The sequence below is a fragment of the Novosphingobium colocasiae genome (assembly GCF_014652555.1).
In the GTDB taxonomy this organism is placed as follows: domain Bacteria; phylum Pseudomonadota; class Alphaproteobacteria; order Sphingomonadales; family Sphingomonadaceae; genus Novosphingobium; species Novosphingobium colocasiae.
Map to the genome: position 1 here is coordinate 1 of NZ_BMZA01000005.1, position 23,022 is coordinate 23,022.

Genomic DNA, 23,022 nt, shown 5'->3' on the forward strand with positions numbered 1-23,022 from the left:
CCCCGCTGGTTTTCACAGTGTTGCGGGAAGAGAGCGGCGCCCCGGGTCAAGCCCGGGGTGACGAAGAACTGGCTGATATCGGGCCGTGTCAGACCCGCAACCCAACCCGAGACGAATGGGGAACTGCTTCAGCCGCACTGGCCGCGATGGCGCAGCTTGTGGTCGGCCAGCACCAGCGCCATCATCGCTTCCACCACCGGTACGCCGCGAATACCGACGCAGGGGTCATGACGGCCCTTGGTGAACATCTCGGTCGCTTGCCCGTCCCGGGTTATGGTCTGCTGCGGGGTGAGGATCGAGCTGGTCGGCTTGAAGGCAACCCGGCAGGTCACAGGCTGGCCGGTGGAGATGCCGCCGGCGATGCCGCCTGCGTGGTTCGCCAGGAATTCGGGCGCGCCGTCTGGCCCGGTCTCTACCGGCGGGCGCATCGGATCGGCGTTGCCTTCGCCGGTCAGCCGCGCGGCCGCAAACCCGTCGCCGATCTCCACGCCCTTGACCGCGTTGATGCCCATCATCGCTGCCGCCAGATCGGCATCAAGCTTGCCGTAGAGCGGAGCGCCCCAGCCGGCGGGCACGCCGCGCGCATAGCATTCGACCACCGCGCCGACGGAGGAACCGTTCAGTCGGGCATCATCGACGATTTTCTCCCACCGCTTGGCGGCAGCGGGATCGGGGCAGAAGAACGGGTTCTCGCCGATCTCGGCCTCATCGAAGTTGCCCGGGTCGATCATGTCGCCGCCGATTTCCGAGACATAGGCGCGGATCGTCACTTCCGGGATGACCAGGCGGGCGACCGCGCCGGCAGCGACGCGGCTGGCGGTCTCGCGGGCCGACGAACGACCGCCGCCGCGATAGTCGCGAAAGCCGTACTTGGCATCATAGGCATAATCGGCATGGCCGGGGCGATAGGCCAGCGCCACGTCCGAATAGTCCTTCGAGCGCTGATCGACATTCTCGATCATTAGGCTAATCGGGGTGCCGGTGGTGCGCCCTTCGAACACGCCGGACAGGATGCGGACCTGATCGGGCTCCTGCCGCTGGGTGGTGAACTTGGACTGGCCGGGGCGGCGGGCATCGAGGAACGGCTGGATCATGCCTTCATCGATGGCAAGGCCCGGCGGGCACCCGTCCACCACGGCACCGATCGCGGGACCATGGCTTTCGCCCCAGGTAGTGAAACGGAACAGGTGGCCAAAGGTGTTGAACGACATGGCAGAGCGCTTTGTCGCAAGAAGGGCGAAAAGTCCATCGGGTCCGACGTGCCTGCCTGATAAGGCCCACCCCTAGCCCCTCCGCGCGCGGGAGGGGAGCGAGACTTGCTGAGCCGCAGGCGAAGCTAGTCGTAACGGGGTGGGCTTGTCCGGCGGTCGCGGAAGAGTCAGAAGGAGAAGATGTTCCTCGTCGTCTTTCGCAACCGCAAGCGCACCGATATCGATGCCGCCGCCTATGCGGCCGATGCCGATGCGATGGCGGCGCTGGCGCGCGCGCAGCCGGGCTTCCTGTCGTTCAAATCCTATGCTGCCGAGGATGGCGAGGTCATCGCGCTGTCCGAATGGGCGGACGAGGCATCAGCCCGCGCCTGGGGCCGGCAGGCTGAACACGCCCGCGTGCAGGGCCGGGGCCGGGCGCAGTACTACGAGAGCTACACCCTGTTCGCCTGCGACCAGCCGCGCGTGCACCGGTTCGGGCCGGAAGCCGAAGCCTAGGTTCACGACCTAGTCCACCAGCCCCCGCTCGCGCCGGTCGGCCCGCCGTTCCACCGCGCGGAACAGCGCGTCGAGATCGGCGACGTCCACGTCCAGCACCTCGTTCCATTCGCCCAGCACCGCTTCCAGATCGGCGATTTCGTAACCGGGGCGGTTGGCCACTGGCACCGGCACCGTCGTTGCCCGGTGCGGCCAGGGGTGGCCGGTCAGGCCGTTGTAGGCGTAGCCGACCGCGACGAGGATGAGGATATTGGCGGCGATCGGCAGCAGCACGGGCCAGCTCCACGCCTGCGCCCCGGTCGCTCCGAGCGCGCAGAGCAGGGCACAGGCCCCGCCGGGCGGGTGGAGGCAGCGGCATAGCGACATCACCGCAATCGCCGCGCCGACCGCGATCGCCGCGCTGAGCCAGGGGATGTGAAAGAGGTGCCCGGCGGCGATACCGACGGCGGCGGACAGCCAGTCCCCGCCGATCACCGGCCAGGGCTGCGCCAGCGGGCTTGCCGGCACCGCGAACACCAGCACCGCCGATGCGCCGAGCGGAGCGACCAGCCAGGGCAGGCTTTGCGCCTGCGATCCCAGCAGCGCCATGGTCACCAGCCCGGCCAGCGAGATCCCGATGACACTGCCCATCGCCCCGCGCAACCAGCCCAGATGCCCGGTCGCCGCCTGCCGCCCGAGCCGCGCGGTGCGACGCATGAAATTGGTGACCACGTGTTGCTGCCCTGCTTCGATTGATTCGTGCCTGCTTTTCAAGCACCTGCCATCGACATGGCGAGGGAGGATTTCCAGCCCACGGGCAAGCCGGGCTTTAGGCTGGCAGGCAAGTGATAGGATCAGGCGGTGCTATCGGGTGCTTTCTGCCACAGCATGAATGTTGCGTTGTCCGTTGACCGCATCGCAAGGGTCATTTCGGCGTGATCAAAACCCGGTAGCGCGAAAAGAAATTCGATCATGGCAGTTTCACCTGCCGCGCCCTGAGGAAAGGCGCATGCCAGTTTCTTGTCAGCGCTATACAGCAGCCACCAAAGATCGGCCCCCCACGGTCCACTGTCGTTGGTTTCTATCGCGACGCCATAAAGGTCGCGTTTGGCAATGGATCGGCGATGACCGTCGTCATCGCTCACCGCAATTTGATCGCCGGTGCCATCGACGACCCACTTGCTCTCGGGCTGAAGCCGGGCCGGCTTCTTTTTAAACCAGCCGAACATGGCATCTCCTATCTTGCCCGCCGCTTTCCCCGCGCTAGATCGGCCCAGAGAATTTGAAAAAGGGATATTGCGTGACTTTGAGCTTCTACGGCATTCCCAACTGCGACACCGTGAAAAAAGCGCGCGTCTGGCTTGATACCCAGGGCATCGCCTATGCGTTTCACGATTACAAGAAGGAGGGGGCCGATCCCGTGAGGTTGGCACGCTGGGTGGCCGAGGCGGGGTGGGAGAAAGTTCTCAATCGTGCCGGCACCACCTTTCGCAAGCTGCCCGAAGCGGATCGGGCTGACCTTGATGAGGGCAAGGCTGTGGCCTTGATGGTCGCCAATCCGAGCTGCATCAAGCGCCCGGTGGTCGAGCATCCGGGCGGCCTGCTGGTCGGCTTCAAGGAGCCGGAGTGGCGCGCGGCGCTGGGCTGAGGATCAGCCTTTCGTAGCAGTGACGATGAAGTTGAGCGAAAGATCGTCCGACAGCGCCAGCCCCTTGAGCGGGGACCAGGCGATCCCTTTCGGTTCGCCCAGCTCAAGGCCGGCATCGGCGGCCAGCGCGGCCAGTTCCTCGGGTGTGGCGAACTGGTTCCAGTCGTGCGTGCCGCGCGGCACCTGGCCGAGCCGTTCGGCCGCCTCGACCATTAGCAGCCGCGAGGTCAGCGTGCGGTTGGGGCAGGACAGGATCATCAGCCCGCCGGGTGCGAGGCGGGCGGCCAACTGGCTGATGAAGGCCGCCTTGTCCGTCACATGCTCGATCACTTCGAGCGCCGTGACGAGATCGAAGGTGCCGAGGTTGAGGGTGCCCAGTTCTCCGGAGAGATAGGTTACCGTTCCGGCAGCCCCCTCTCCTTCAGGGGAGGGGTAGGGGAGGGGGGCAAGGAGGCCCATCGCCTCTGCGTGTGCGGTTGCCGCCGCGATATTTTCCGGCGCGGCATCGACGCCGCAAACCGCCGCGCCGAGCCGGGCGAGCGGTTCGCACAGCAGGCCGGCACCGCATCCGGCATCAAGCGCGCGTTTGCCGGCGAGCGGGCGGACAGAGCGGGAATCGCTGCCGAAATGGGCGTCGATCGCCTCGCGGATGAACGAAAGGCGCACCGGGTTGAGCTTGTGCAACATCGCGGAAGAGCCGTTGGGGTCCCACCATTGCGAGGCAAGAGAGCCGAAATGAGCGGCCTCGTTCGGATCGATCGTCGGTGCGGCGGCGCTGGTGGCGGTTGCATTGTCCATGAACCACCCCTAACAGCGCGCCCGACTCTTATCCACCGCAAGGCTCGACCAAAGGAGCACAAGACCCTTGGCACGTATCGTGATGAAATTCGGCGGCACCTCGATGGCCGGCACCGAGCGCATCCGGCGCGTGGCGGGGATCGTCAAGCGCCAGCAGGAAGCCGGGCACGAAGTGGCGGTGGTGGTTTCGGCCATGGCCGGCGAGACCGACCGGCTTGTCAATTTCTGCCGCGAAGCCAATGCGCTGTACGATCCCGCCGAATACGACGTGGTGGTCGCCAGCGGTGAACAGGTGACGTCGGGCCTGCTGGCACTGACGCTGCAGGCGTTGGGCTGCAAGGCGCGGTCGTGGCTGGGCTGGCAGGTACCGATCAACACTGACGATGCCCACGCCAAGGCGCGCATCGAGGATATCGACGCCGAAGCCCTGATCGCCTCGATGGCATCGGGCGAGATCGCGGTGATCCCGGGCTTCCAGGGCGTTTCGCCGGCGGGCCGGGTGACCACGCTGGGCCGGGGCGGTTCCGACACCTCGGCGGTGGCGGTGGCGGCTGCGGTGAAGGCCGATCGCTGCGATATCTATACCGACGTCGACGGCGTCTACACCACCGATCCGCGCATCGTCGCCAAGGCCAAGAAGCTGCCGCTGGTGACCTATGAGGAGATGCTCGAACTGGCCTCGGTCGGCTCGAAGGTGCTGCAGACCCGCTCGGTCAGCCTCGCCATGAAGGAAAAGGTCCGCATTCAGGTGCTGTCCTCGTTCATCGACGAGAACGCGCCCGCCGCCGACACCCTGCCCGGAACGATGATCGTCAGCGACGAAGAACTCGAAGGAAGCGACATGGAACGCCAGTTGATCACCGGCATCGCCGCCGACAAGAACGAAGCGAAAGTCACGCTCACCCGCATCGCCGACCGTCCGGGCGCGGTGGCATCGATCTTCGGGCCGCTGGCCGAAGCCAACATCAACGTCGACATGATCATCCAGAACATCGCCAAGGACAAGGGCGAGACCGATGTCACCTTCACCGTCCCGCAGGCCGATCTGGTCCGCGCCCAGGCGCTGCTGGAAGAACGCAAGGATGCGATCGGCTATTTCCGCATGATCGCGGAGGGCAATGTCGCCAAGATCAGTGTCGTCGGTGTGGGAATGCGCAGCCATGCCGGCGTTGCCAGCACGATGTTCCGGGCGCTGGCCGATCGCGGTATCAATATCCAGGCGATCTCCACCAGCGAGATCAAGGTCTCGGTCCTGATCGACGCCGACGAGACCGAACTGGCCGTGCGCGTGCTCCACACCGCTTACGAACTGGACGCCGCTGCCTGAGCCTGCAGGCGATCGCGCCAGTGGTGTGCGATTGCGCGCCCACAGAACGCAGAAGGACTGGCCAGCGGTTAAACTGACCAGTCCCGGCCACATGGGGGCGGCCTAACCCGGGGCTCCCGGCTATCTTTTCGCGATCCGTGTCGATGCCGGCTGGACCGGCGATCGATTGCATCCAGAAACTAACCAAATCGCCCCGCCGCGCGTGCGGAATGCAAGCGATTGTAAATTGAATCCGTTACAAAGACGTCAATGCGGGCTTAGGCAGTCCGCCATTTTTGCGCCATCCAGCGGCCGGATCGTCGCGCTGCAACAACATCGACGGGTTTCCGGGCTGGAATGCGGGTTAACTAACGGTAAGGCTGGTCTTTTGCAACGCGAAACCGACGGAAAGCCGCGCTTCGCGACTTCGCCGTCGCATTTATGCAATGGTTTGAATAAGTTTCATTAAATCAAGGGATTGTAGTGCGTCGCTGCGGCGCGGCGAAGCAGCCCGCAAGCGACGCCGCCTCGGCCTTGGCACAGACTGTGAACCCGCCGACAGGCGTCGGGTGACGCGCTGCCGGCGGCGACGGGTTGTGCGACCCTCGGGCGTGTTCAGTCGGCCAGTTCCGGTTCGGCCGGGAGCGATTGCGGCGCAGGGGCCGGCAGCCCGAGCGCGGTGGCAACGCCCATGCCGTAGGCCGGATCGCAGCGCGTGCAGTTGGCGATGTGGCGCTGTTTGATGAAGTCCGGCGCATCGCCCATCGCCGCCGCAGTGTTATCGAACAGCGCCTGCTGCTGGGCCGGGGTCATCAGGCGGAACAGCGCGCGCGGCTGGCTGAAATAATCGTCATCGTCCTCGCGGAAGTTCCAGAAATCGGCCGCACCGGAAAGGCGCAGCGGCGGCTCGCGGAATTCGGGCTGGTCCTGCCACTTGCCGAACGAATTGGGCTGGTAGTGCGGCATGCCGCCGTAATTGCCGTCAACCCGGCCGGCCCCGTCGCGGTGGTTGGAAAACACCGGGCAGCGCGCCGCGTTCACCGGGATCTGGTGATGGTTCACCCCCAACCGGTATCGCTGGGCATCGGAATAGGCGAACAGCCGGGCCTGCAGCATCTTGTCGGGCGAGACGCCGATGCCGGGGACGAGATTGTTAGGCGCGAACGCGCTCTGCTCGACATCGGCGAAGAAGTTCTCCGGATTGCGGTTCAGCTCGAATTCGCCCACCTCGATCAGCGGATAGGCACCGTGCGGCCATATCTTGGTGAGGTCGAACGGGTGGAAGCCGCAAGTCTCCGCCTCGGCCTCGGGCATGACCTGGATCATCATCTTCCACTTGGGAAAGTCGCCGCGTTCGATGGCGTCGTACAGGTCGCGCTGGTGGCTTTCGCGATCGCCGCCGACCACCGCTGCCGCTTCCGCATCGGTCAGATTCTCGATCCCCTGCTGGGTCAGGAAGTGGAACTTCACCCAGAACCGCTCGCCACCTTCGTTGTAGAACGAATAGGTGTGGCTGCCGAAGCCGTGCATGTGGCGGTAGCTCTTGGGGATGCCGCGGTCGGACATCACGATCGTCACCTGGTGGAACGCTTCGGGCAGCAGGGTCCAGAAATCCCAGTTGTTCGTGGCGCTGCGCATGTTGGTGCGCGGATCACGCTTCACCGCCTTGTTGAGGTCGGGAAACTTGCGCGGATCGCGCAGGAAGAAGACCGGCGTGTTGTTGCCGACCATGTCCCAGTTGCCTTCCTCGGTATAGAATTTGAGCGCGAAGCCGCGAATGTCGCGTTCGGCATCGGCCGCGCCGCGCTCGCCGGCCACCGTGGTGAAGCGCGCGAACATCTCGGTCTTCTTGCCCACTTCGCCAAGGAAAGCGGCGCGGGTGTAGCGGCTGACATCGTTCGTCACCGTAAAGGTCCCGAATGCGCCCGAACCCTTGGCGTGCATGCGCCGTTCGGGAATCACTTCGCGGTTGAGGTTGGCCAGCTTCTCGATCAGCCATACGTCCTGCATCAGCAGCGGCCCGCGCGGGCCGGCGGTAAGCGAGTTCATGTTATCGACCACGGGCGCGCCGAAGGCCGTGGTCAGCGGGGTGGCACCGGCGCTGCCGTGAGCGTAGGGGCACTGGCCGTTCGGGGTGTCGGATCCGGTCATGTCTGGCTCCTCTTTCCTGTTCTGGAGGCCCATAGCGGGCTGATAGGGAGAGGTTAGCGCTGTATGGGGCCGGAGCGAAGCCGATTGGTACCCTGACAGTCATCGGATTTTTCAATCAGTATGCGGAAACCATCGCGAGTTTCGCGATTACCCGAACGCCCGCCCGCTTGTGTGCGCTGCCGCGGCATCCTATGGCGCAGCCGACAGGGATAAAGCGCGCTCAGGGAGCACCGATGACCGCCAGTTCGAAGACCGCCGCGATGATGGCGCGGGGATGTGCATTTCTGGGCAGCGAACACGCGATCCTGTGCGGCGCGATGAGCTGGGTTTCCGAGCGTAATCTGGTGGCCGCGATCAGCAACGCCGGCGGATTCGGGGTGATCGCCTGCGGGGCGATGACGCCGGAACTGCTCGATGCCGAGATCGCCGCCACCAAGGAACTGACCGCCAAGCCGTTCGGCGTCAACCTCATCACCATGCACCCGCAACTGTTCGATCTGATCGCGGTCTGCGAAAAGCACGCCGTCGGCCATGTCGTGCTGGCCGGCGGTATCCCGCCCAAGGGCAGTGTCGAGGCGATCAAGGCATTCGGTGCCAAGGTCATCGTTTTCGCGCCCACCCTGGCGCTGGCGAAGAAGCTGTTGCGGTCGGGTGCCGATGCGCTGGTGATCGAGGGATCGGAAGCGGGCGGCCATATCGGCCCGGTATCGACTTCGGTGCTGGCGCAGGAATTCCTCCCGGCGCTGGCGGCGGACCATCTGGTGTTCGTGGCGGGCGGCATCGGCCGGGGCGAGATGATCGCCAGCTACCTGGAAATGGGTGCCGCCGGGGTGCAACTGGGCACGCGGTTCGCCTGCGCCAGCGAATCCATCGCTCATCCCGATTTCAAGAAAGCGTTCTTCCGCGCCAATGCGCGCGACGCGGTGGCCTCGGTGCAGGTCGATCCACGCCTGCCGGTGATCCCGGTGCGGGCGCTGCGCAACAAGGGTACCGAGGAATTCACCGCCAAGCAGGTGGAAGTGGCCCGGCTGCTCGATGCCGGGACGGTGGACATGGGCGAAGCGCAATTGCAGATCGAACACTTCTGGGCGGGCGCGCTGCGCCGCGCGGTGATCGACGGTGATGTCGAAAGCGGGTCGATCATGGCCGGGCAGTCGGTCGGCATGGTCACCCGCGAAGAGCCGGTGGCGGACATCATCGCCGCGCTGCTCGGCGAATGCGAACAGGCACTTACCAGCCGCGCGGCGGCCTGATACACCTCCCGCTGCGCGCACGGGCAGGCTCCCGGCGCGCGGCCCGTGGAACGGCGAGCGCGGGGTGAGAGAGGAACGGCCATGCGCATCAACGGCATCGACCATGTCAATCTGCTGACCGACGATCTCGACGCTTCGGCTGCGTTCTACGAACTGGTGCTGGGGCTGGCGCGCAGCGATATACCGATTGACCTCGGTGGCTTGCGCGGCGTGTGGTTGCGCGATGGCGACGGGCAGGCGGTGATCCACCTGATCGACCGGCTGTCCATGCCGGAAAGTTACGCGGGCCACAATCCGGGCGCTTCCACCAACGGTTTCCACCACGTCGCGTTCAGTTGCACCGGGTTCGACGATTGCCGCGCCCGGCTGGAAGAACTGGGCATAGATTATCGGCCGAGGCATTTCGCGGGCATGACGCTGCGCCAGATCGTGGTTCAGGGGCCGGATGCGGTGAACATCGAATTGAACTTCGTCGCGGCGTGATGCGTCGCGTCGCGCGGGGGTTGCCGGACCTGACCTTTTCCCCTTAGCGTGCCCCGGTTCCTGTCTGCCAAGGGTTGAGGCTTCTTCCATGATCGTACCCCATACCCCCCGCCGTCTGGGACCCCGTCTCGTCAACCCGGTCGGGCTCGGTTGCATGAACGTGTGCTGGGCCTATGGTGATGCGATCGATCGCGATGCGGCGGTGGCGCTGTTTCGTGGCGCGCTCGATGCTGGTTACGATCACTTCGATACCGCCAATATCTATGGCCAAGGTCGTAGCGAGGAAATCTTGCGCGATGCAGTGATGGACCGGCGCGGCGAGTTCTATCTGGCCACCAAGACGGGAATCGTCGCGACTGGCCCCGACCGGGCCATCGATTGCCGGCCAGAAGCCATCACCGCATCGATCGACAAAAGCCTGGTGCGGCTGGGAACCGATTTCGTCGATCTCGTCTATATGCACCGGTTCGATCCGACAGTGCCGATCGCCGATAGCGTGGGCGCGATGGCGCGGCTGGTCGAAGCAGGCAAGATCGGCGGCTACGGCGTTTCGGAATGGTCTGCCGCGCATATCCGCGAGGCGCATGCGGTGTTCCCGATGACGGCGGTACAGCACGAATATTCGCTGTGGACCCGCAACGTCGAACTGGGCGTGCTGCAGACCACGGCCGAGCTGGGGATCGCGATGGTGGCCTTTTCGCCGGTCGGGCGCGGGGCGCTATGCGCGACGCTGGGCGATGCCTCGGGTCTGATGGACAAGGACCTGCGCCGCACGATGCCGCGCTTTACCGCCGATCACTGGCCGCATAACCGCGCGCTGATCGAACGGTTCGAGGCACTGGCGCTGAGCGCGGGGGTCACGGCGGCGCAACTGGCGCTGATGTGGGCGATGGCGCAGGGTGAGCACGTTCACGTCATCCCCGGCACCACCTCGCCCGCGCACATGGCGGAAAATCTGGGGGCCAGCGCGATCGATGTGCCGGCCGATGTGATCGCGGCGGCGGGGGAACTCATCAATCACGCCAGCGTTTCGGGACCGCGCTATAACGCCGCGACCCAGGCGGCCATCGACACCGAGGAATTCGCCTGACCTCGGCCAGGGAGCGACCGGCATGTGTGACGATCTGACCCCGCAGCATATCGATACGCTGCTGGCCCGGCGCGGGCTGACGCGGCGCAGTTTTGCGGCGCTGGGCACGGCCGGCATGCTGGCCGGATGTGGCAGCATGCGCGCGGCGGCCGGTGATGCGGCGTTGGCGGAACGATCGGTTTCGATCTCCACTGCGGATGGGGTGTGCGACGGGTTTCTGGTCCATCCGGCCGAAGGCGCGCATCCCGGTGTGCTGATGTGGCCCGACATCGCCGGTCTGCGCGAAGTCAAGCGGATCATGGCGCGGGCGCTGGCGGCGCAGGGCTATGCCGTGCTGGTCATCAACCCCTATTATCGCTCCGCCCCGGCCCCGGTTTTCAATTCGATCAGCGAAGTGTTCGCCGCTGGCGGGATGGACAAGGTCAAGCCGATGCGCGCGCTTTTGACGCCTGCTGCGATCACCCGCGACGCGGCGGCATTCACGGCTTTTCTGGATGGCAACGCGGCGGTCGATCGCAAGCGCAAGCTGGGCACTTACGGGTTCTGCATGGGCGGGCCGTTCACCGTGCGCACCGCTGCCGCCGCGCCGGAGCGGGTGGGGGCGGCCGCTTCGTTCCACGGCGGCGGATTGGTCGGGGCGGAACCGGACAGCCCGGTTCGCCTGCTGGAACGGACCAAAGCGTCATACCTGTTCGCCATCGCCAGGGACGACGATGCCAAGCAGCCGGCCGACAAGGACGCGCTGCGCACCGCCGCCGACGCCGCGCATCGCCCGGCCGAGATCGAGGTCTATCCCGCCGATCACGGCTGGTGCGTGGCCGATGCGCCGGCCTGGGACCCTGTCGCTGCCGACAAGGCGTTCGAGCGCATGCTGGCGCTGTTCGCGAACCTCTGACCGGATTTTCTTGCTGCCTGCCGAGGCGGCGCTAGGATCGTGGCGATCTCGCATCGCGCGGGGCTCGGAGGGCTTTCATGTTCCAGTTCCTGTTTGCGCTGGTTTTCTTGGTTGTCGTGTTCCTGATGATGGGTGTGCGCGTGGTCCGGCAGGGCTATGTCTACACCATCGAGCGCCTCGGCCGGTTCACGCTCGCCGCCCAGCCGGGCCTGCACATCATCATCCCGTTCGTCGATCGCGTCGGCCAGAAGGTCAACATGATGGAACAGGTGCTGGATATTCCGGGGCAGGAGATCATCACCAAGGACAACGCCATGGTCGGCGTCGATGCGGTGGTGTTCTTTCAGGTGCTGGACGCCGGGCGCGCCGCTTACGAGGTGCACAACCTCTATGCCGCGATCATGGCGCTGACCACGACCAACCTGCGCACGGTGATGGGTTCGATGGACCTCGACGAGACGCTGTCCAAGCGCGACGAGATCAACGCCCGGCTGCTGTCGGTGGTCGATCACGCCACGTCGCCGTGGGGGGTGAAGATTACCCGCGTCGAGATCAAGGACATCCGGCCGCCGCTGGACATTTCCAACGCCATGGCCCGCCAGATGAAGGCCGAGCGCGAGAAGCGCGCGGAAATACTTGAGGCGGAGGGCAAGCGCGCTTCGGAAATCCTCAAGGCCGAAGGCCAGAAGCAGGGCCAGATCCTGGCGGCGGAGGGCCGCCGCGAAGCCGCCTTCCGCGATGCCGAGGCGCGCGAGCGCGAGGCCGAGGCGGAAGCCCGCGCGACTCAGATGGTGTCGGACGCCATCGCCAGTTCGGGGGTGCAGGCGATCAACTACTTCGTGGCGCAGAAGTACACCGAGGCCGTGGGCAAGTTCGCGACGTCGCCCAATGCCAAGACCATCCTGTTCCCGGTGGAGGCGACGCAGTTGATCGGCTCGCTGGGCGGGATCGGCGAACTGGTGAAGGAAATCGGCAGTGGCGGCGGCGGGACCACTCCGCCCGCGCCGGTCGCGCCGCGCCGTTCTTCCGTGCCGCCGGTGACGCCCAATCCGCCCTATCCCCCTTCGGGCCAGTAAGCCGGGAGGCCGACGATGGACGCAGTCAACGCGCTCGAACCCCATTACGCCTGGCTTGCGCTCGGGCTGGTGCTGGCGGTGGGGGAAATGGCGATCCCCGGCGTCTTCCTGATCTGGATGGCGGGGGCGGCGCTGGTGACCGGGCTGGTCGCCTGGGTAGTCCCGATCGGTCTGCCGGTGCAGATCGTGCTGTTCGCGCTGCTGTCGATCCTCGCCGTGTTCGGCGGGCGGCGCTATCTGGCCAGCCACCCGGTGGTGTCCGCCGATCCCAACATGAACCTGCGCGGAGAGCGGGTGATCGGCGAGACGGTGATGGTGACGCAGGCGATCGAAGGCGGGCAGGGGCGGGTCCGGCTGGGCGATGGCGAGTGGCTGGCCCGGGGCGCGGATTGCCCGGTCGGCACGCGGCTCAAGGTGGTGGGCCACGACGGCACGGTGCTGATGGTCGCCCCGCCGGCGTGACGTGACCGGCGCATATGGAACTGGCCGCAGCGCCACCCCATATGGCGGGCATAAGGAGACCTCCCGCGATGACCGACAAGATCCATCTGACCGATGCCGAGTGGCGCGAGAAGCTGAGCCCGGAACAGTATCAGGTCCTGCGCCAGGCCGGCACCGAGCGCGCCTTTACCGGCAAGTACGAGAGCAACAAGCAGGAAGGCACATACCTGTGCGCCGGTTGCGGCGCGCCGCTGTTCTCTTCGGACACGAAGTACAATTCCGGTTCCGGCTGGCCGAGCTATACTGCCCCGGTCGATGGCGGCGCGGTGGACGAGCATCGCGATACCTCGCACGGCATGGTCCGGGTCGAGGTGACCTGCGCAAAGTGCGACGGGCACCTGGGCCACGTGTTTCCCGATGGGCCCGGCCCCGATGGCCTGCGCTACTGCATCAACAGCGCCAGCCTGGACTTCAAGCCTGAACAGGGCTGATCGGGTCCACCGTTTTCGACAGGCTTGTTAAGCCCGGGTTACAAAAGCCGATGCCAGGGTGTAGGGGACGGCGGGACTGTCTGTTCCGGCATGTTTGCCGATGAAGGGGTTGGCACCAGACAATGGCGAGTAATTCCGGGCGTCGGCGTCCGCCGGAGAGTCCTTCGCCCGAAACGGGGCGCAAGCCGCTCTGGCGCAGGGTTCTGCGCGGGCTGACGATCTGGGGCTTTGCGTTCGCGCTTCTGGGCGCGATCTTCCTGGGTTCGGCGGTGTTCTTCACGATGCGCCAGTTGCCCGATTACGGCTCGCTCAAGAGCAGCCAGAACGGCCAGATGATCGTGGTGCGCGCGCGCGACGGCACTGAACTGGTCTCGCTGGGCCCGAGCTACGGCAAGTGGCTCGATTACGGCCAGATCCCGACGGTGATGAAAGACGCGATGGTCTCGGTCGAGGACCGGCGGTTCCGCAGCCATATCGGCATCGATCCGGTGGGGCTGGCCCGCGCGATCATGGTGCGGGCGGAAAGCGGGCGCTTCAAGGAAGGCGCATCGACCATCACGCAGCAGTTGGCGCGCAACATCTTCCTCAACAACGCCAAGACCTTCGGCCGCAAAGGCCGCGAGATGATTCTGGCGCTGGCGCTGGAGCGCAAGTTCACCAAGGACCAGATCCTTGAACTGTACCTCAACAAGGTCTATTTCGGTGGCGGGGCCTATGGAATCGATGCCGCCAGCCGCAAGTTCTTCGGCCATCCGGCGACCACGCTCTCCACCGCCGAAGCGGCGATCATCGCCGGGCTGGTCAAGGCTCCGTCGAACTACGCGCCGACCGCCGATGTCGACGCGGCGATCGCGCGCGGCAAGGTGGTGCTGTCGGTGATGGTCGATAACGGCGTGATCTCGCCGGGCGAGGCGAGCCAGGTCGATCTGGCCGACGTCAGCATCGTCAAGGAGAAGGCGCAGAATTCGGTCCGCTACTTCACCGACTGGGCGCTGCCCCAGCTCGATCTGCTGCTGCCCGAAACGAACGAGCCGATCGAGGTGTGGACCACGCTGGACCCGTCGCTGCAAAAGGCGGCGACTGCGGCGGTGGACAATAACGTGCCGGCGGGAACGCAAGGCGCGCTGGTCAGCATGGACCGCGACGGGGCGGTGCTGGCGATGGTGGGCGGCACCGATTACGTCAATTCGAACTACAACCGCGCCACCAGCGCGGTGCGCCAGCCGGGATCGGCGTGGAAGCTGTTCGTCTATCTGGCGGCGCTGGAAGCGGGCTACACCCCCGATGACCGGGTGGTGGACGAGCCGGTGACGATCGACGGCTGGAGCCCGCAGAATTCCGGGCGCAGCTATGCCGGCGAAATCGATGTGCGCACCGCCTTCGCCTATTCCAAGAACACCGTTGCGGCACAGCTTGGCAACGAAGTGGGCTTCGGCACCGTGGCGTCGATGGCGCGGCGTTTCGGGATCACCACGCCGATCAACACCAAGCCGGCGATGGTGCTGGGCACCTCGGAAGTGCGCGTGATCGACATGACCCGTGCGTTTGCCGCCGTGTCCGCCGGCGGCACCTCGGTCGAGCCATACGGCATCGTCAAGGTGACGACGACTTCGGGCGAACTGCTCTATCAGCACAAGAGCGTGCAGGGCCAGGTGCTGGTGCCGCATTACGTTGCCGCCGGCATCACCGACCTGCTGCAGTCGGCGGTGGCCACCGGCACCGGCCGCGCGGCGCAGATCGGCCGGCCGGTCGCCGGCAAGACCGGCACCACCAGCTCGAACAAGGACGGCTGGTTCCTCGGCTTCTCCAGCGGGGTGACCACCGGCGTATGGATGGGCCGCGACGATGCCCGTGCGGTGGGCGGCCTGTCCGGCGGCCACGCTCCGGCGCGCGCCTTTGCCGATTACATGAAGGTGGCGGTGGCGCGGCGGCCGGTGGAGGAGTTCGATACCAAGCTGCAACTGCCCGAGTGGCAACTGGAGCCCGATGACGAGCATCTTCAGGGCAATCCGGACGACTATTACTATACCGACGAGAACGGCAATCTGGTCCGCCCGCAGACTGGCGGGCCAGGCGGGGCAGACCCGCGCTATGATGACGGCTCGGTGGGACCGGGTCCGGGGCCGGGCGCTCCCCCGCCGGAGGACGGCGCGCCACCCGCCGCTGCCGACGATTTCCTCGATCGTGCCACCGGCCGCCGCGCGCCGGATCCCGGCCTGCGCCCCGGCCAGAGCGTGGTTGCCCCGCGCCCGGTCGGCGTGCGCACCCCGGTGCCGACCCTGACCCCGGTGCCTACGGTCCCCGCCACACCGCGCGGGAACTGATACCAAGACTCGTTTATCCGAACTGATAGCCCTCTCCCCTTCAGGGGAGAGGGTTGGGAGAGGGGGATGGTGCCCCTTCACCCCCTCTCTACTCCGGCTAGGCGGACAAGCCGCCAAGCCTGCGTATCTCTCCCCTGAAGGGGAGAGAGCGACATGAGTCAAAGTTACTGAGCTTGGTATGAGGGCGCGCGCGCTCCTGAGCCTTGCCAGGCAACGTGGGTGATTTCATCGGATTTTACTCCAACCGCACGAATAAAAAGCCCGCCGGACTGCGCGTCCGGCGGGCTTCTTGTTTGAGCAGGTCCGGCGGGGTTAGCGCATACGGACCGGGACCAGCGTGGCGGGCTGGCCGCGGGGCTGGACCTTGAGCAGGATGGCGGAGCGGCCCTCGGCCTTGGCGGCCTTGATCGCGGCATCGAGATCGGCCGGAGTGGCGACATCGCGGCCCCCGGCGGAGAGGATCAGGAAGCCGCGCGCGAAGCCCTTCTGGCCGGCATCGGAGTTGGGATCGACACCGACGACGACGACCCCCTTGAGGCTTTCCTGAACGCCCAGGCGGCGGGCGATCTGCGGGGTGACCTCGATCACCGAAAGGCCGAGGGTCTGTTCGACAGTGCCCTTCTGCTGTTGCTGCTGCGGGTCCTTGCCGGCGAACGGATCGGCGCTGTCGCTGTCCGGGTTAAAGGTCTGCTGCAGTTCCTCTTCCGAGGGGCGCTGCGTGACCGTGGCGGTCACCGTCATCGCCTTGCCGTCGCGGATGATGTCGAGCGGGATTCGCGTGCCCGGCGCGGTGTTGGCGACGAGGAACGACAAGGTCTGGTCCTTGGTCACTTCCTTGCCGTTGACCCGCACCACCACGTCGCCGGCCTTGAGCCCGGCCTTGGCGGCTGCGCCGGTCGGCTCGACACCCTGGATAAATTCACCCTTGCGGCGATCGATCCCCAGCGCATCGGCCAGATCATCGTTGATCGGCTGGATGCGGACGCCCAGATAGCCGCGCTGGATTTTCTCGCCCTTGATCAGCTTCTGGACGATCGGCGCGGCGGTTTCGGCAGGGATCGCGAAGCCGATGCCGACGCTGCCGCCGGTAGGTGAGAAGATCGCGTTGTTGATCCCGATCACCTGGCCCTTCATGTCGAACATCGGGCCGCCCGAATTGCCGCGGTTGATGGAGGCGTCGGTCTGGAGATAGCGGTCGTAAGCGCCGCCGGTGCCGGTATTGCGCAGGACGGCAGAGATGATCCCCGCCGTCACCGTGCCACCGAGGCCGAACGGATTGCCGATCGCCACAACCCAATCGCCGACCCGCGCGTGCGAGCTGTCCCCGAAGGTGACGAACGGAAAGGCCTTGGGGCCACTGATCTTGAGCACCGCAAGATCGGACGCGGCGTCCTTGCCAATCAGCTTGGCGGGATATTCGGTACCATCGGGCATGGTGACCGTGATCGATTCGACCTGGCCCTTGCCTTCGGCGGTGATGACGTGATTGTTCGTCACGACATAGCCGTCAGCCGAGATGATGAAGCCCGAACCGAGCGACTGCGCCTCGCGGGTCTGCGGCTGCGACCCGCCGCTACCGCCGCCCCCGAAGAAGTTCTCGAACGGGGTTCCGGCGAACGGGTTGGCGCTGTTGTCGGCCACTTCGATGCGCTGGCGCGTGGAGATGTTGACCACTGCCGGTGCGAGCTGTTCTGTCAGATCCGCAAAGCTGGTCGGCGCGCCGCTGCGGGGCACGACCTGGGCAATCTTGGCAGTGTCGTTCTGGGCGACCTGGGCCCCGGCGGTATAGCCGGTGGCGAGCGAGAGGGTGGCGCCGCCGAGCAACAGCGCGGTGCTGAGTCCATATACGTATTTCACGGCCTTCACGTCCTCTGGTTCCTCCGTCTGGCGGTGGGTCTGCCCCCGGTCCGATACCGCCCCGATCGCTACGGGGCGGGATTGTGCCGATTGAAGCCGGAACGGCTTAACCGGAATTGAATGACGCCCGGTTCAACCCGGCCCAAAAGCACGGGTTCCCGCCGGTCGACGGGATCAGGGTTCCTTGAAGTGCTTGAGATAGGTGTTGTCGGGCGAAAGCACGAGCGTGGTCTGGGTCGTATCCGAACCGAATGCATAGTCGTAGCTCTGCATGCTGCGGTAGAAGTCGTAGAACTGCGGGTCCTTGCCGAAGCTGTCGGCATAGATCTTGGCGGCCTGCGCCTCGGCATCGGCGCGGATGATCTGGGCATCCTTCTGGCCTTGTGCCGCCACCGTCTTGGCTTCTTCCTGCCGCGCGGCCTGCATCCGGCTGAACGCGCTTTCCAGCGCCCCTTCGGGCAGATCGGCGCGCTTGATCCGCACATCGACGACTTGCGCGCCATATTCGCGGGCTTCGCGATCCAGGCCGTCGCGAATCTTCACCATCGCTTCGCCGCGCTCGGCGGTCAGCAGCGACTGGAAAGTGCGCTTGCCCAGTTCCTGGCGCAGCACCGACGTCAGGATCGGTTCGAGTTGTTCGGTGACGCGCGCGGTGGTGCCGGCGGTGCGGACCATCCGTTCGGGATCGACGATGCGGAAGCGCGCATAGGCATCGACGTTCAGCCGCTGCTGATCGGTGGACAGCACCTGCTGCTGCTCCATGTCGACCGACAGCAGCCGCTTGTCGATCCGCTCGACCCGATCGACGAAAGGTAGGCGCAGGGCAAGGCCCGCGCCGCTGTGGCCGAAATCGGTGTTGGGGCGATAGGGGTTGATCACTTTGACGACCCGCCCGAACCGGACGATCACCGCCTGTTCGGTTTCATCGACCACGATCACGCTGGCGAGCAGGGCAACCAGCACCAGCCCGGCGGCGACGAACGCGGCTTTGTAATCCTGCCAGAGCTGCATCACTGGCCTCCCGCCTGGGTGGCATCGGGTGCCGGCAGTGCGCGCTTTTCGACCTGCGGCAGCGGCAGGTAGGGCGTTACGCCGTTTGCTTCGAGCACGACCGAGCCGTTCTTGCGCAACAGCCGCTCCATCGTTTCATAGTACATCCGCCGCTTGGTAACGTCCGGAGCCAGTCGGTATTGCTCGTAGACCTTGTCGAACGAGGCGGCATCGCCCTGGGCCCGGGCGAGCAACTGCTGGGCCCAGCCGCGCGCGTCCGAACGGTCCCGCTCGGCTTCCTGCTGCGACACGGTGACCTGCTGGAAAGCGTTGACGACCTTGGCCGGCGGATCGGCCTTCTTGATCTCGACCCCCTGGATGCCGACGCCGGCGTGATAGTAATCGAGCACGCGCTGCATCCGCTCACGCACATCGGCCTCGACATCGGCGCGGCCGGCACCCGAAATCGCGTCGATCAGGGTGACCTGGGCGATAGAGGCGCGCATCGCGGCCTCGGCCACTTCGCGCACGGTTTCCTCGGGGTCTTCGAGCTGGAAGGAATAGTTTTTCAGGTTCTTGATGTTCCAGCGCACCAGATAGCTGAGATCGACCAGGTTCTTGTCGCTGGTGAGCATCAGCTTCTCGGCCTCGCCCTCGGGGATCGAGTAGACGGTGAACGAGGTCACGTCGGTGACGGCGGTCTGCTCGAACGGCCAAGGCAGGGTCATCGACATGCCGGGGCCGAGCGTGCGCGAATACTGGCCCATGCGGGTGACGATCGCCTCTTCCTTCTGGCCGACCACGTGGACGCTGGTGAAGCCGATCCACGCCAGCGCCACCGCTCCGGCGGCGAGCGGTAGCCAAGACTTGCCATCGGGCCGGGGCGGCAGCGACGGGAACCCGCCGGGGCCGCGCGAACCGGGGCCACGGGGACCGCGCGGGCGAAAGATTTCCTCGATGCCGGCTGACCGGCGCGGCGGCTGGTTGCCGCCGGGAAGCCAAGGGTTGCGCGGGCCGGGGGCCTGCTCCGGCGCGCCTTCGGGCTGTTCGGGCGCGGCCTGCGGGCCGGGTTCGCCATCGTCGCCGGAATCGCCGTTGCCGCCCCAAGGGCTCTTGCGGCCGGTCATGGCCAGTGACCACCGTCCTGTGCCACGCCCCAATTTCGCACTGCCAAAAAGTGTCATGCGCCCTTCTATAGGAAGGCATTGCGCACAAAAACAGTGTCTCTCTTGTCCTTTTTGCCGTGCTGGGCCACGGGAACCGCAACGATCGCGACGAAGGAACCCGCTGACGATGAACGGCCAGGACGCTGAAGCGCTCAAAGCCCGGTTGCCGCAAACTGTGGCAGGGCGCACCCGTTCGCTGCGCCTGAGCGATGGCCGGGCAACGCTGGTTCTGGATGCCACCGGGCTGGCGGCGGCCGCGCGCGAGGCGCTGGAGGCCGATGCCCGTGCTGCGCTTGCCGGGATGCCGGGCGTGGCGGACGTGCGCGTGGCGATGATGGCCGACAAGGTGGCCCGCCGCATCATCGCAGTCGCTTCGGGCAAAGGCGGTGTGGGCAAGTCGACGGTTTCCGCCAATCTTGCGGTGGCGCTGGCGCGGCAGGGACGCAAGGTGGGGCTGGTCGATGCCGATATTTACGGCCCCTCGCAGGCGCGGCTGCTGGGGGCCGAAGGGATGAAGCCCAAAGCGCGTGACAGCAAGCTGGAACCGGTGGCCACCGCGTGGGGCGTGCCGGTGTTGTCGATGGGGCAATTGTCCGATCCCGGCCAGTCGATCGCCTGGCGTGGGCCGATGGCGGCGGGCGCGCTGACCCAGATGCTGGAAGGCCACTGGGACGATTGCGACGTGCTGGTGGTCGACCTGCCCCCCGGGACTGGCGATATCCAGTTGACGATGCTGCAGAAATTCAAGCCGGCCGGAGCGGTGATCGTCTCCACCCCGCAGGACCTGGCGCTGATCGACGCTACCCGCGCGATGGAACTGTTCGACAAGAGCCAGGTGCCGGTGATCGGCGTGGTGGAGAACATGGCCGGCTATGCCTGCCCCCATTGCGGCGAGGTGAGCGATCCGTTCGGCAGCGGCGGTGCGGAAGCGGTGGCAGGCCAGCGTGGGGTGCCGTTCCTGGGTCGCATCCCGCTCGACATGGCGATCCGGCTGGAAAGCGATGCCGGTACACCCCCTGCTGCGGGTGATGCGCCGCAAGGGCAGGCATTCCGTGCGCTGGCGCAGAGGGTGGGCGAATGGCTCGATCGGGGCGCGGCGGCCTGATGCCGGTCACCCGCCGCGGCCTCCTGATCGGCGCGCTGGCGGGCGGCGGGCTGGCCGTCGGGTATCTCCTGCGGCCGCGCCGCTTTCCCCTGCCGCTGGAGCCGGGCCGCGACGAATGGGCGTTCGGGGCGTGGATCAAGATCGACCGCGAGGGCGTCGTCACCGTGGCGGTGCCGCAAGTGGAAATGGGGCAGGGCGTGACCACGCTGCTGCCGCAAGTGGTGGCGCACGAGCTGGGCGCGGACTGGCGGCAGGTGGCGGTCGAGCCGGCACCGGTCAGCCCGATCTATGCCAACCTGCCGCTGGCGGCGCGCTGGGCCCCGCTGTGGATGCCGTTCCTGCCCGGCCTGGCCGAGAGCGACAGTAGCGTGCTGGCGCGGCGCTGGGCGCAGGACAACCGCTTCAACGTGACCGCCGAAGGGACCGCGCTGGCCGCTTACGAGCCGGCGCTGCGCACCGCTGCAGCGGCTGCGCGGGAACTGCTGGTGCAGGCGGCGGCAGCGCGCTGGGACGTGGCGGAAGAGGAATGCCGCGTCTCCGCCGGGCTGGTCCGGCAGGGTGCCAGGACGCTGGGTTTCGGTGCGCTGGCGGCGGATGCGGCGGAGCTTTCACCGCCTTCGGCTCCCCCGCAGCGGGCTGATCCGGTGGCGGAAAAGCCGGGGCCGGTGCTGCCGGGGCGACCATTGCGCTATCCCCGGCTCGATCTGCCGGCCAAGGTCGATGGCTCGTGGGTGTTCGCGGCAGACGTGCGCCTGCCCGATATGGTCTACGCCGCAATCCGTCATGCCCCGATCGGCGATGCCGCGTTCGCCGGCTGGCGCGATCATGCGGGGGCCGCGAAGCTGCCCGGCGTGGTGCGGCTGGTGGAGCAGGAGCGCTGGGCAGCCGCCGTCGCTGCCGACTGGTGGAGCGCCGAACGTGCGCTCGACCGCGCCGGGCCGAAATTCCGCGTTTCGCACGCCGCCGATTCGCAGCGCATCCTTGAAGCCATCGATCACGCGATGGCTTATGGTGATGCGCAAAGGCTGGTGGCGGAGGGCGATCAGGATCTGGTGACCGGGGGGCTGCCGGTGCAGTATCGCTACGATGTCGCCCCGGCGCTGCATGCCACGCTGGAGACCGCCAGCGCCACCGCGCGGCTGGCGGACGGGCGGCTGGAACTGTGGGCGGCGACCCAAGCACCCGAGGCGACCCGCCGCGCCGCCGCCCGCGCGCTGGGCCTGTCGCCCGCCGATGTTGTGCTCTATCCGCTGTCGATCGGCGGCAGCTTCGACCGGCGGCTGTCGTCCGAAGAAGCGGCACAGGCGGCGGTGCTGGCGAAGAAGATCGGCCGCCCGGTGCAACTGGTCTGGTCGCGGCGGCAGGAGCATGTGGCGGGGATGCCGCGGGCGCCGGTCGCGGCGGTGATGGGGGCTACCCCGGACGTCGCCGGCGGCATCGCCGGCTGGCGCGCGCGGATCGTCGCGCCGGCCGCCTTTCGCGAATTCGGGGAGCGGCTGGTCGGCGGCAAGACGGCAGCCGAAGCCGCAGCGGCGGTGGCGGGGGAACACGATCCCGTCGCGGTGGACGGGGCACGCCCGCCCTATGCCGTGCAGGGATTGGCGATCGATCACATCCCGGTGGCAACCGGCCTGCCCAGCGGGCGGATGCGCGGGCAGGCCCACGGCTATACGGCGTTCTTCACCGAATGCTTCGTGGACGAGATGGCGCACCGCGCCGGGCGCGAGCCGCTGTCTTATCGCATGGCGATGCTGGGCCACGATCCGCGCCTTGCCGATTGCCTGCAACGCGCGGCGGCGCTGGCGCAGTGGGGCGGCGGCGGTGACAACAGCGGGCAGGGCATCGCCGCGCACACGATGGGGGCGGGGCGGATCGCCGTGGTCGCCAGCGCCCGGCGCGACGACGAGGCCGGCTTTCGCGTCGATATGCTGAGCGCGGTGGTGGACATCGGCCGCATCGTCAATCTCGACATCGCCCGCCAGCAGATCGAAGGCGGCCTGATCTTCGGCCTCGGGCTGGCGCTGGGCTGCGCGGTCGGCTTCGAGGGCGGCTGGCCGACGGTGGACCGGATCGGCCAGCTATCGCTGCCGGGACTGGGCGAATGCCCCGAGATCGCGGTCGATTTCATCGACAGTGCTGATGATCCGGTGGACCCGGGCGAACTGGGCGTGGCCGCCGTTGCCCCGGCCATCGCCAATGCCCTGTTCTCCGCCACCGGCGTGCGCTATCGCCGCTTGCCGCTTTCGGCCGAGGATTTCTGAAC

21 protein-coding genes are annotated in these 23,022 nt (G+C 66.7%); 13 read left to right on the forward strand and 8 right to left on the reverse strand.

All coding sequences use genetic code 11. The features are described 5' to 3' along the window. Positions 1 to 128 precede the first annotated feature (128 nt). Positions 129 to 1,211 (reverse strand): chorismate synthase, encoded by a 1,083-nt coding sequence (aroC, locus tag IE122_RS08840; protein ID WP_189620807.1) that lies wholly within the window; start codon positions 1,209 to 1,211, stop codon positions 129 to 131. 180 nt (positions 1,212 to 1,391) lie between these two features. On the opposite strand from aroC, the gene IE122_RS08845 reads away from it, so the two are divergent. Further along, positions 1,392 to 1,706, forward strand: a complete 315-nt coding sequence (locus IE122_RS08845; protein WP_189620808.1) for an antibiotic biosynthesis monooxygenase family protein — start codon at positions 1,392 to 1,394, stop codon at positions 1,704 to 1,706. Between the two features lie 9 nt (positions 1,707 to 1,715). Here the strand turns inward: IE122_RS08845 and IE122_RS08850 are convergent, their stop codons facing one another. Then, positions 1,716 to 2,417: an HPP family protein gene (locus IE122_RS08850; protein ID WP_229813939.1), complete on the reverse strand. Its 702-nt coding sequence runs from the start codon at positions 2,415 to 2,417 to the stop codon at positions 1,716 to 1,718. A gap of 122 nt (positions 2,418 to 2,539) precedes the next feature. Next, positions 2,540 to 2,914, reverse strand: a complete 375-nt coding sequence (locus tag IE122_RS08855; RefSeq protein WP_189620809.1) for a hypothetical protein — start codon at positions 2,912 to 2,914, stop codon at positions 2,540 to 2,542. Between the two features lie 71 nt (positions 2,915 to 2,985). Between IE122_RS08855 and IE122_RS08860 the strand changes: the two genes are divergently transcribed. Further along, complete coding sequence (locus tag IE122_RS08860; RefSeq protein ID WP_189620810.1) at positions 2,986 to 3,333, forward strand: arsenate reductase; 348 nt, start codon at positions 2,986 to 2,988, stop codon at positions 3,331 to 3,333. Positions 3,334 to 3,336: 3 nt separating this feature from the next. Here IE122_RS08860 and ubiG read toward each other — a convergent pair whose 3' ends face one another. Further along, positions 3,337 to 4,131 carry a bifunctional 2-polyprenyl-6-hydroxyphenol methylase/3-demethylubiquinol 3-O-methyltransferase UbiG gene (gene ubiG, locus IE122_RS08865; protein ID WP_189620811.1) on the reverse strand — a complete coding sequence of 265 codons (795 nt, stop codon included), beginning with the start codon at positions 4,129 to 4,131 and terminating at the stop codon, positions 3,337 to 3,339. A 67-nt stretch (positions 4,132 to 4,198) separates the two neighbouring features. Between ubiG and IE122_RS08870 the strand changes: the two genes are divergently transcribed. Beyond that, positions 4,199 to 5,458 (forward strand): aspartate kinase, encoded by a 1,260-nt coding sequence (locus tag IE122_RS08870; RefSeq protein WP_444544219.1) that lies wholly within the window; start codon positions 4,199 to 4,201, stop codon positions 5,456 to 5,458. A 594-nt stretch (positions 5,459 to 6,052) separates the two neighbouring features. On the opposite strand, the gene IE122_RS08875 is transcribed toward IE122_RS08870, so the two are convergent. Beyond that, positions 6,053 to 7,588 carry a catalase gene (locus IE122_RS08875; RefSeq protein ID WP_189620812.1) on the reverse strand — a complete coding sequence of 512 codons (1,536 nt, stop codon included), beginning with the start codon at positions 7,586 to 7,588 and terminating at the stop codon, positions 6,053 to 6,055. A 233-nt stretch (positions 7,589 to 7,821) separates the two neighbouring features. Between IE122_RS08875 and IE122_RS08880 the strand changes: the two genes are divergently transcribed. The 8 genes from IE122_RS08880 (at position 7,822) to IE122_RS08915 (ending at position 15,641) form a co-directional block, all read left to right on the forward strand. After that, positions 7,822 to 8,841 carry an NAD(P)H-dependent flavin oxidoreductase gene (locus tag IE122_RS08880; RefSeq protein ID WP_189620813.1) on the forward strand — a complete coding sequence of 340 codons (1,020 nt, stop codon included), beginning with the start codon at positions 7,822 to 7,824 and terminating at the stop codon, positions 8,839 to 8,841. A gap of 81 nt (positions 8,842 to 8,922) precedes the next feature. Continuing rightward, the gene (locus IE122_RS08885; protein ID WP_189620814.1) at positions 8,923 to 9,324 is read left to right on the forward strand and encodes a VOC family protein; all 402 of its coding nucleotides are present in this window, start codon (positions 8,923 to 8,925) and stop codon (positions 9,322 to 9,324) included. An 88-nt stretch (positions 9,325 to 9,412) separates the two neighbouring features. Further along, positions 9,413 to 10,414, forward strand: coding sequence for an aldo/keto reductase (locus IE122_RS08890; protein WP_189620815.1), 1,002 nt, complete (start codon positions 9,413 to 9,415; stop codon positions 10,412 to 10,414). A 22-nt stretch (positions 10,415 to 10,436) separates the two neighbouring features. Beyond that, complete coding sequence (locus IE122_RS08895; protein ID WP_189620816.1) at positions 10,437 to 11,309, forward strand: dienelactone hydrolase family protein; 873 nt, start codon at positions 10,437 to 10,439, stop codon at positions 11,307 to 11,309. 77 nt (positions 11,310 to 11,386) lie between these two features. Further along, on the forward strand, positions 11,387 to 12,385 hold the full coding sequence (locus IE122_RS08900) for an SPFH domain-containing protein (protein ID WP_189620817.1): 999 nt from the start codon (positions 11,387 to 11,389) through the stop codon (positions 12,383 to 12,385). A 15-nt stretch (positions 12,386 to 12,400) separates the two neighbouring features. Continuing rightward, positions 12,401 to 12,847: an NfeD family protein gene (locus tag IE122_RS08905; RefSeq protein WP_189620818.1), complete on the forward strand. Its 447-nt coding sequence runs from the start codon at positions 12,401 to 12,403 to the stop codon at positions 12,845 to 12,847. Positions 12,848 to 12,915: 68 nt separating this feature from the next. After that, on the forward strand, positions 12,916 to 13,317 hold the full coding sequence (gene msrB, locus IE122_RS08910) for a peptide-methionine (R)-S-oxide reductase MsrB (RefSeq protein WP_189620819.1): 402 nt from the start codon (positions 12,916 to 12,918) through the stop codon (positions 13,315 to 13,317). 122 nt (positions 13,318 to 13,439) lie between these two features. Further along, on the forward strand, positions 13,440 to 15,641 hold the full coding sequence (locus IE122_RS08915; protein WP_189620820.1) for a transglycosylase domain-containing protein: 2,202 nt from the start codon (positions 13,440 to 13,442) through the stop codon (positions 15,639 to 15,641). A 312-nt stretch (positions 15,642 to 15,953) separates the two neighbouring features. On the opposite strand, the gene IE122_RS08920 is transcribed toward IE122_RS08915, so the two are convergent. The 3 genes from IE122_RS08920 to hflK form a co-directional block, all read right to left on the reverse strand. Then, entirely contained in the window at positions 15,954 to 17,498 is a 1,545-nt protein-coding gene (locus tag IE122_RS08920) for a Do family serine endopeptidase (protein ID WP_189620821.1), read from the reverse strand. A gap of 174 nt (positions 17,499 to 17,672) precedes the next feature. Further along, entirely contained in the window at positions 17,673 to 18,512 is an 840-nt protein-coding gene (gene hflC, locus IE122_RS08925) for a protease modulator HflC (RefSeq protein WP_189620822.1), read from the reverse strand. Then, on the reverse strand, positions 18,509 to 19,615 hold the full coding sequence (gene hflK / locus IE122_RS08930; protein ID WP_189620823.1) for a protease modulator HflK: 1,107 nt from the start codon (positions 19,613 to 19,615) through the stop codon (positions 18,509 to 18,511). The genes hflC and hflK overlap by 4 nt, the downstream gene beginning before the upstream one ends. 340 nt (positions 19,616 to 19,955) lie before the next feature. Between hflK and IE122_RS08935 the strand changes: the two genes are divergently transcribed. Next, positions 19,956 to 20,759 (forward strand): Mrp/NBP35 family ATP-binding protein, encoded by an 804-nt coding sequence (locus IE122_RS08935; RefSeq protein ID WP_373299127.1) that lies wholly within the window; start codon positions 19,956 to 19,958, stop codon positions 20,757 to 20,759. Continuing rightward, positions 20,759 to 23,020: a molybdopterin cofactor-binding domain-containing protein gene (locus tag IE122_RS08940; RefSeq protein ID WP_189620961.1), complete on the forward strand. Its 2,262-nt coding sequence runs from the start codon at positions 20,759 to 20,761 to the stop codon at positions 23,018 to 23,020. Before IE122_RS08935 ends, IE122_RS08940 begins: the two co-directional genes overlap by 1 nt. Positions 23,021 to 23,022 lie beyond the last annotated feature (2 nt).

Bases quoted from the DNA above. Each gene is read 5' to 3' on its own strand.
- IE122_RS08885 (WP_189620814.1), top strand. From the start codon at position 8,923: ATGCGCATCAACGGCATCGACCATGTCAATCTGCTGACCGACGATCTC.
- IE122_RS08845 (WP_189620808.1), top strand. From the start codon at position 1,392: ATGTTCCTCGTCGTCTTTCGCAACCGCAAGCGCACCGATATCGATGCC.
- hflK (WP_189620823.1), bottom strand. From the start codon at position 19,615: ATGACCGGCCGCAAGAGCCCTTGGGGCGGCAACGGCGATTCCGGCGAC.
- aroC (WP_189620807.1), bottom strand. From the start codon at position 1,211: ATGTCGTTCAACACCTTTGGCCACCTGTTCCGTTTCACTACCTGGGGC.
- msrB (WP_189620819.1), top strand. From the start codon at position 12,916: ATGACCGACAAGATCCATCTGACCGATGCCGAGTGGCGCGAGAAGCTG.
- IE122_RS08890 (WP_189620815.1), top strand. From the start codon at position 9,413: ATGATCGTACCCCATACCCCCCGCCGTCTGGGACCCCGTCTCGTCAAC.
- IE122_RS08855 (WP_189620809.1), bottom strand. From the start codon at position 2,914: ATGTTCGGCTGGTTTAAAAAGAAGCCGGCCCGGCTTCAGCCCGAGAGC.
- IE122_RS08940 (WP_189620961.1), top strand. From the start codon at position 20,759: ATGCCGGTCACCCGCCGCGGCCTCCTGATCGGCGCGCTGGCGGGCGGC.
- IE122_RS08900 (WP_189620817.1), top strand. From the start codon at position 11,387: ATGTTCCAGTTCCTGTTTGCGCTGGTTTTCTTGGTTGTCGTGTTCCTG.
- IE122_RS08915 (WP_189620820.1), top strand. From the start codon at position 13,440: ATGGCGAGTAATTCCGGGCGTCGGCGTCCGCCGGAGAGTCCTTCGCCC.
- IE122_RS08880 (WP_189620813.1), top strand. From the start codon at position 7,822: ATGACCGCCAGTTCGAAGACCGCCGCGATGATGGCGCGGGGATGTGCA.
- IE122_RS08875 (WP_189620812.1), bottom strand. From the start codon at position 7,588: ATGACCGGATCCGACACCCCGAACGGCCAGTGCCCCTACGCTCACGGC.
- IE122_RS08905 (WP_189620818.1), top strand. From the start codon at position 12,401: ATGGACGCAGTCAACGCGCTCGAACCCCATTACGCCTGGCTTGCGCTC.
- IE122_RS08935 (WP_373299127.1), top strand. From the start codon at position 19,956: ATGCCGGGCGTGGCGGACGTGCGCGTGGCGATGATGGCCGACAAGGTG.
- IE122_RS08895 (WP_189620816.1), top strand. From the start codon at position 10,437: ATGTGTGACGATCTGACCCCGCAGCATATCGATACGCTGCTGGCCCGG.
- ubiG (WP_189620811.1), bottom strand. From the start codon at position 4,131: ATGGACAATGCAACCGCCACCAGCGCCGCCGCACCGACGATCGATCCG.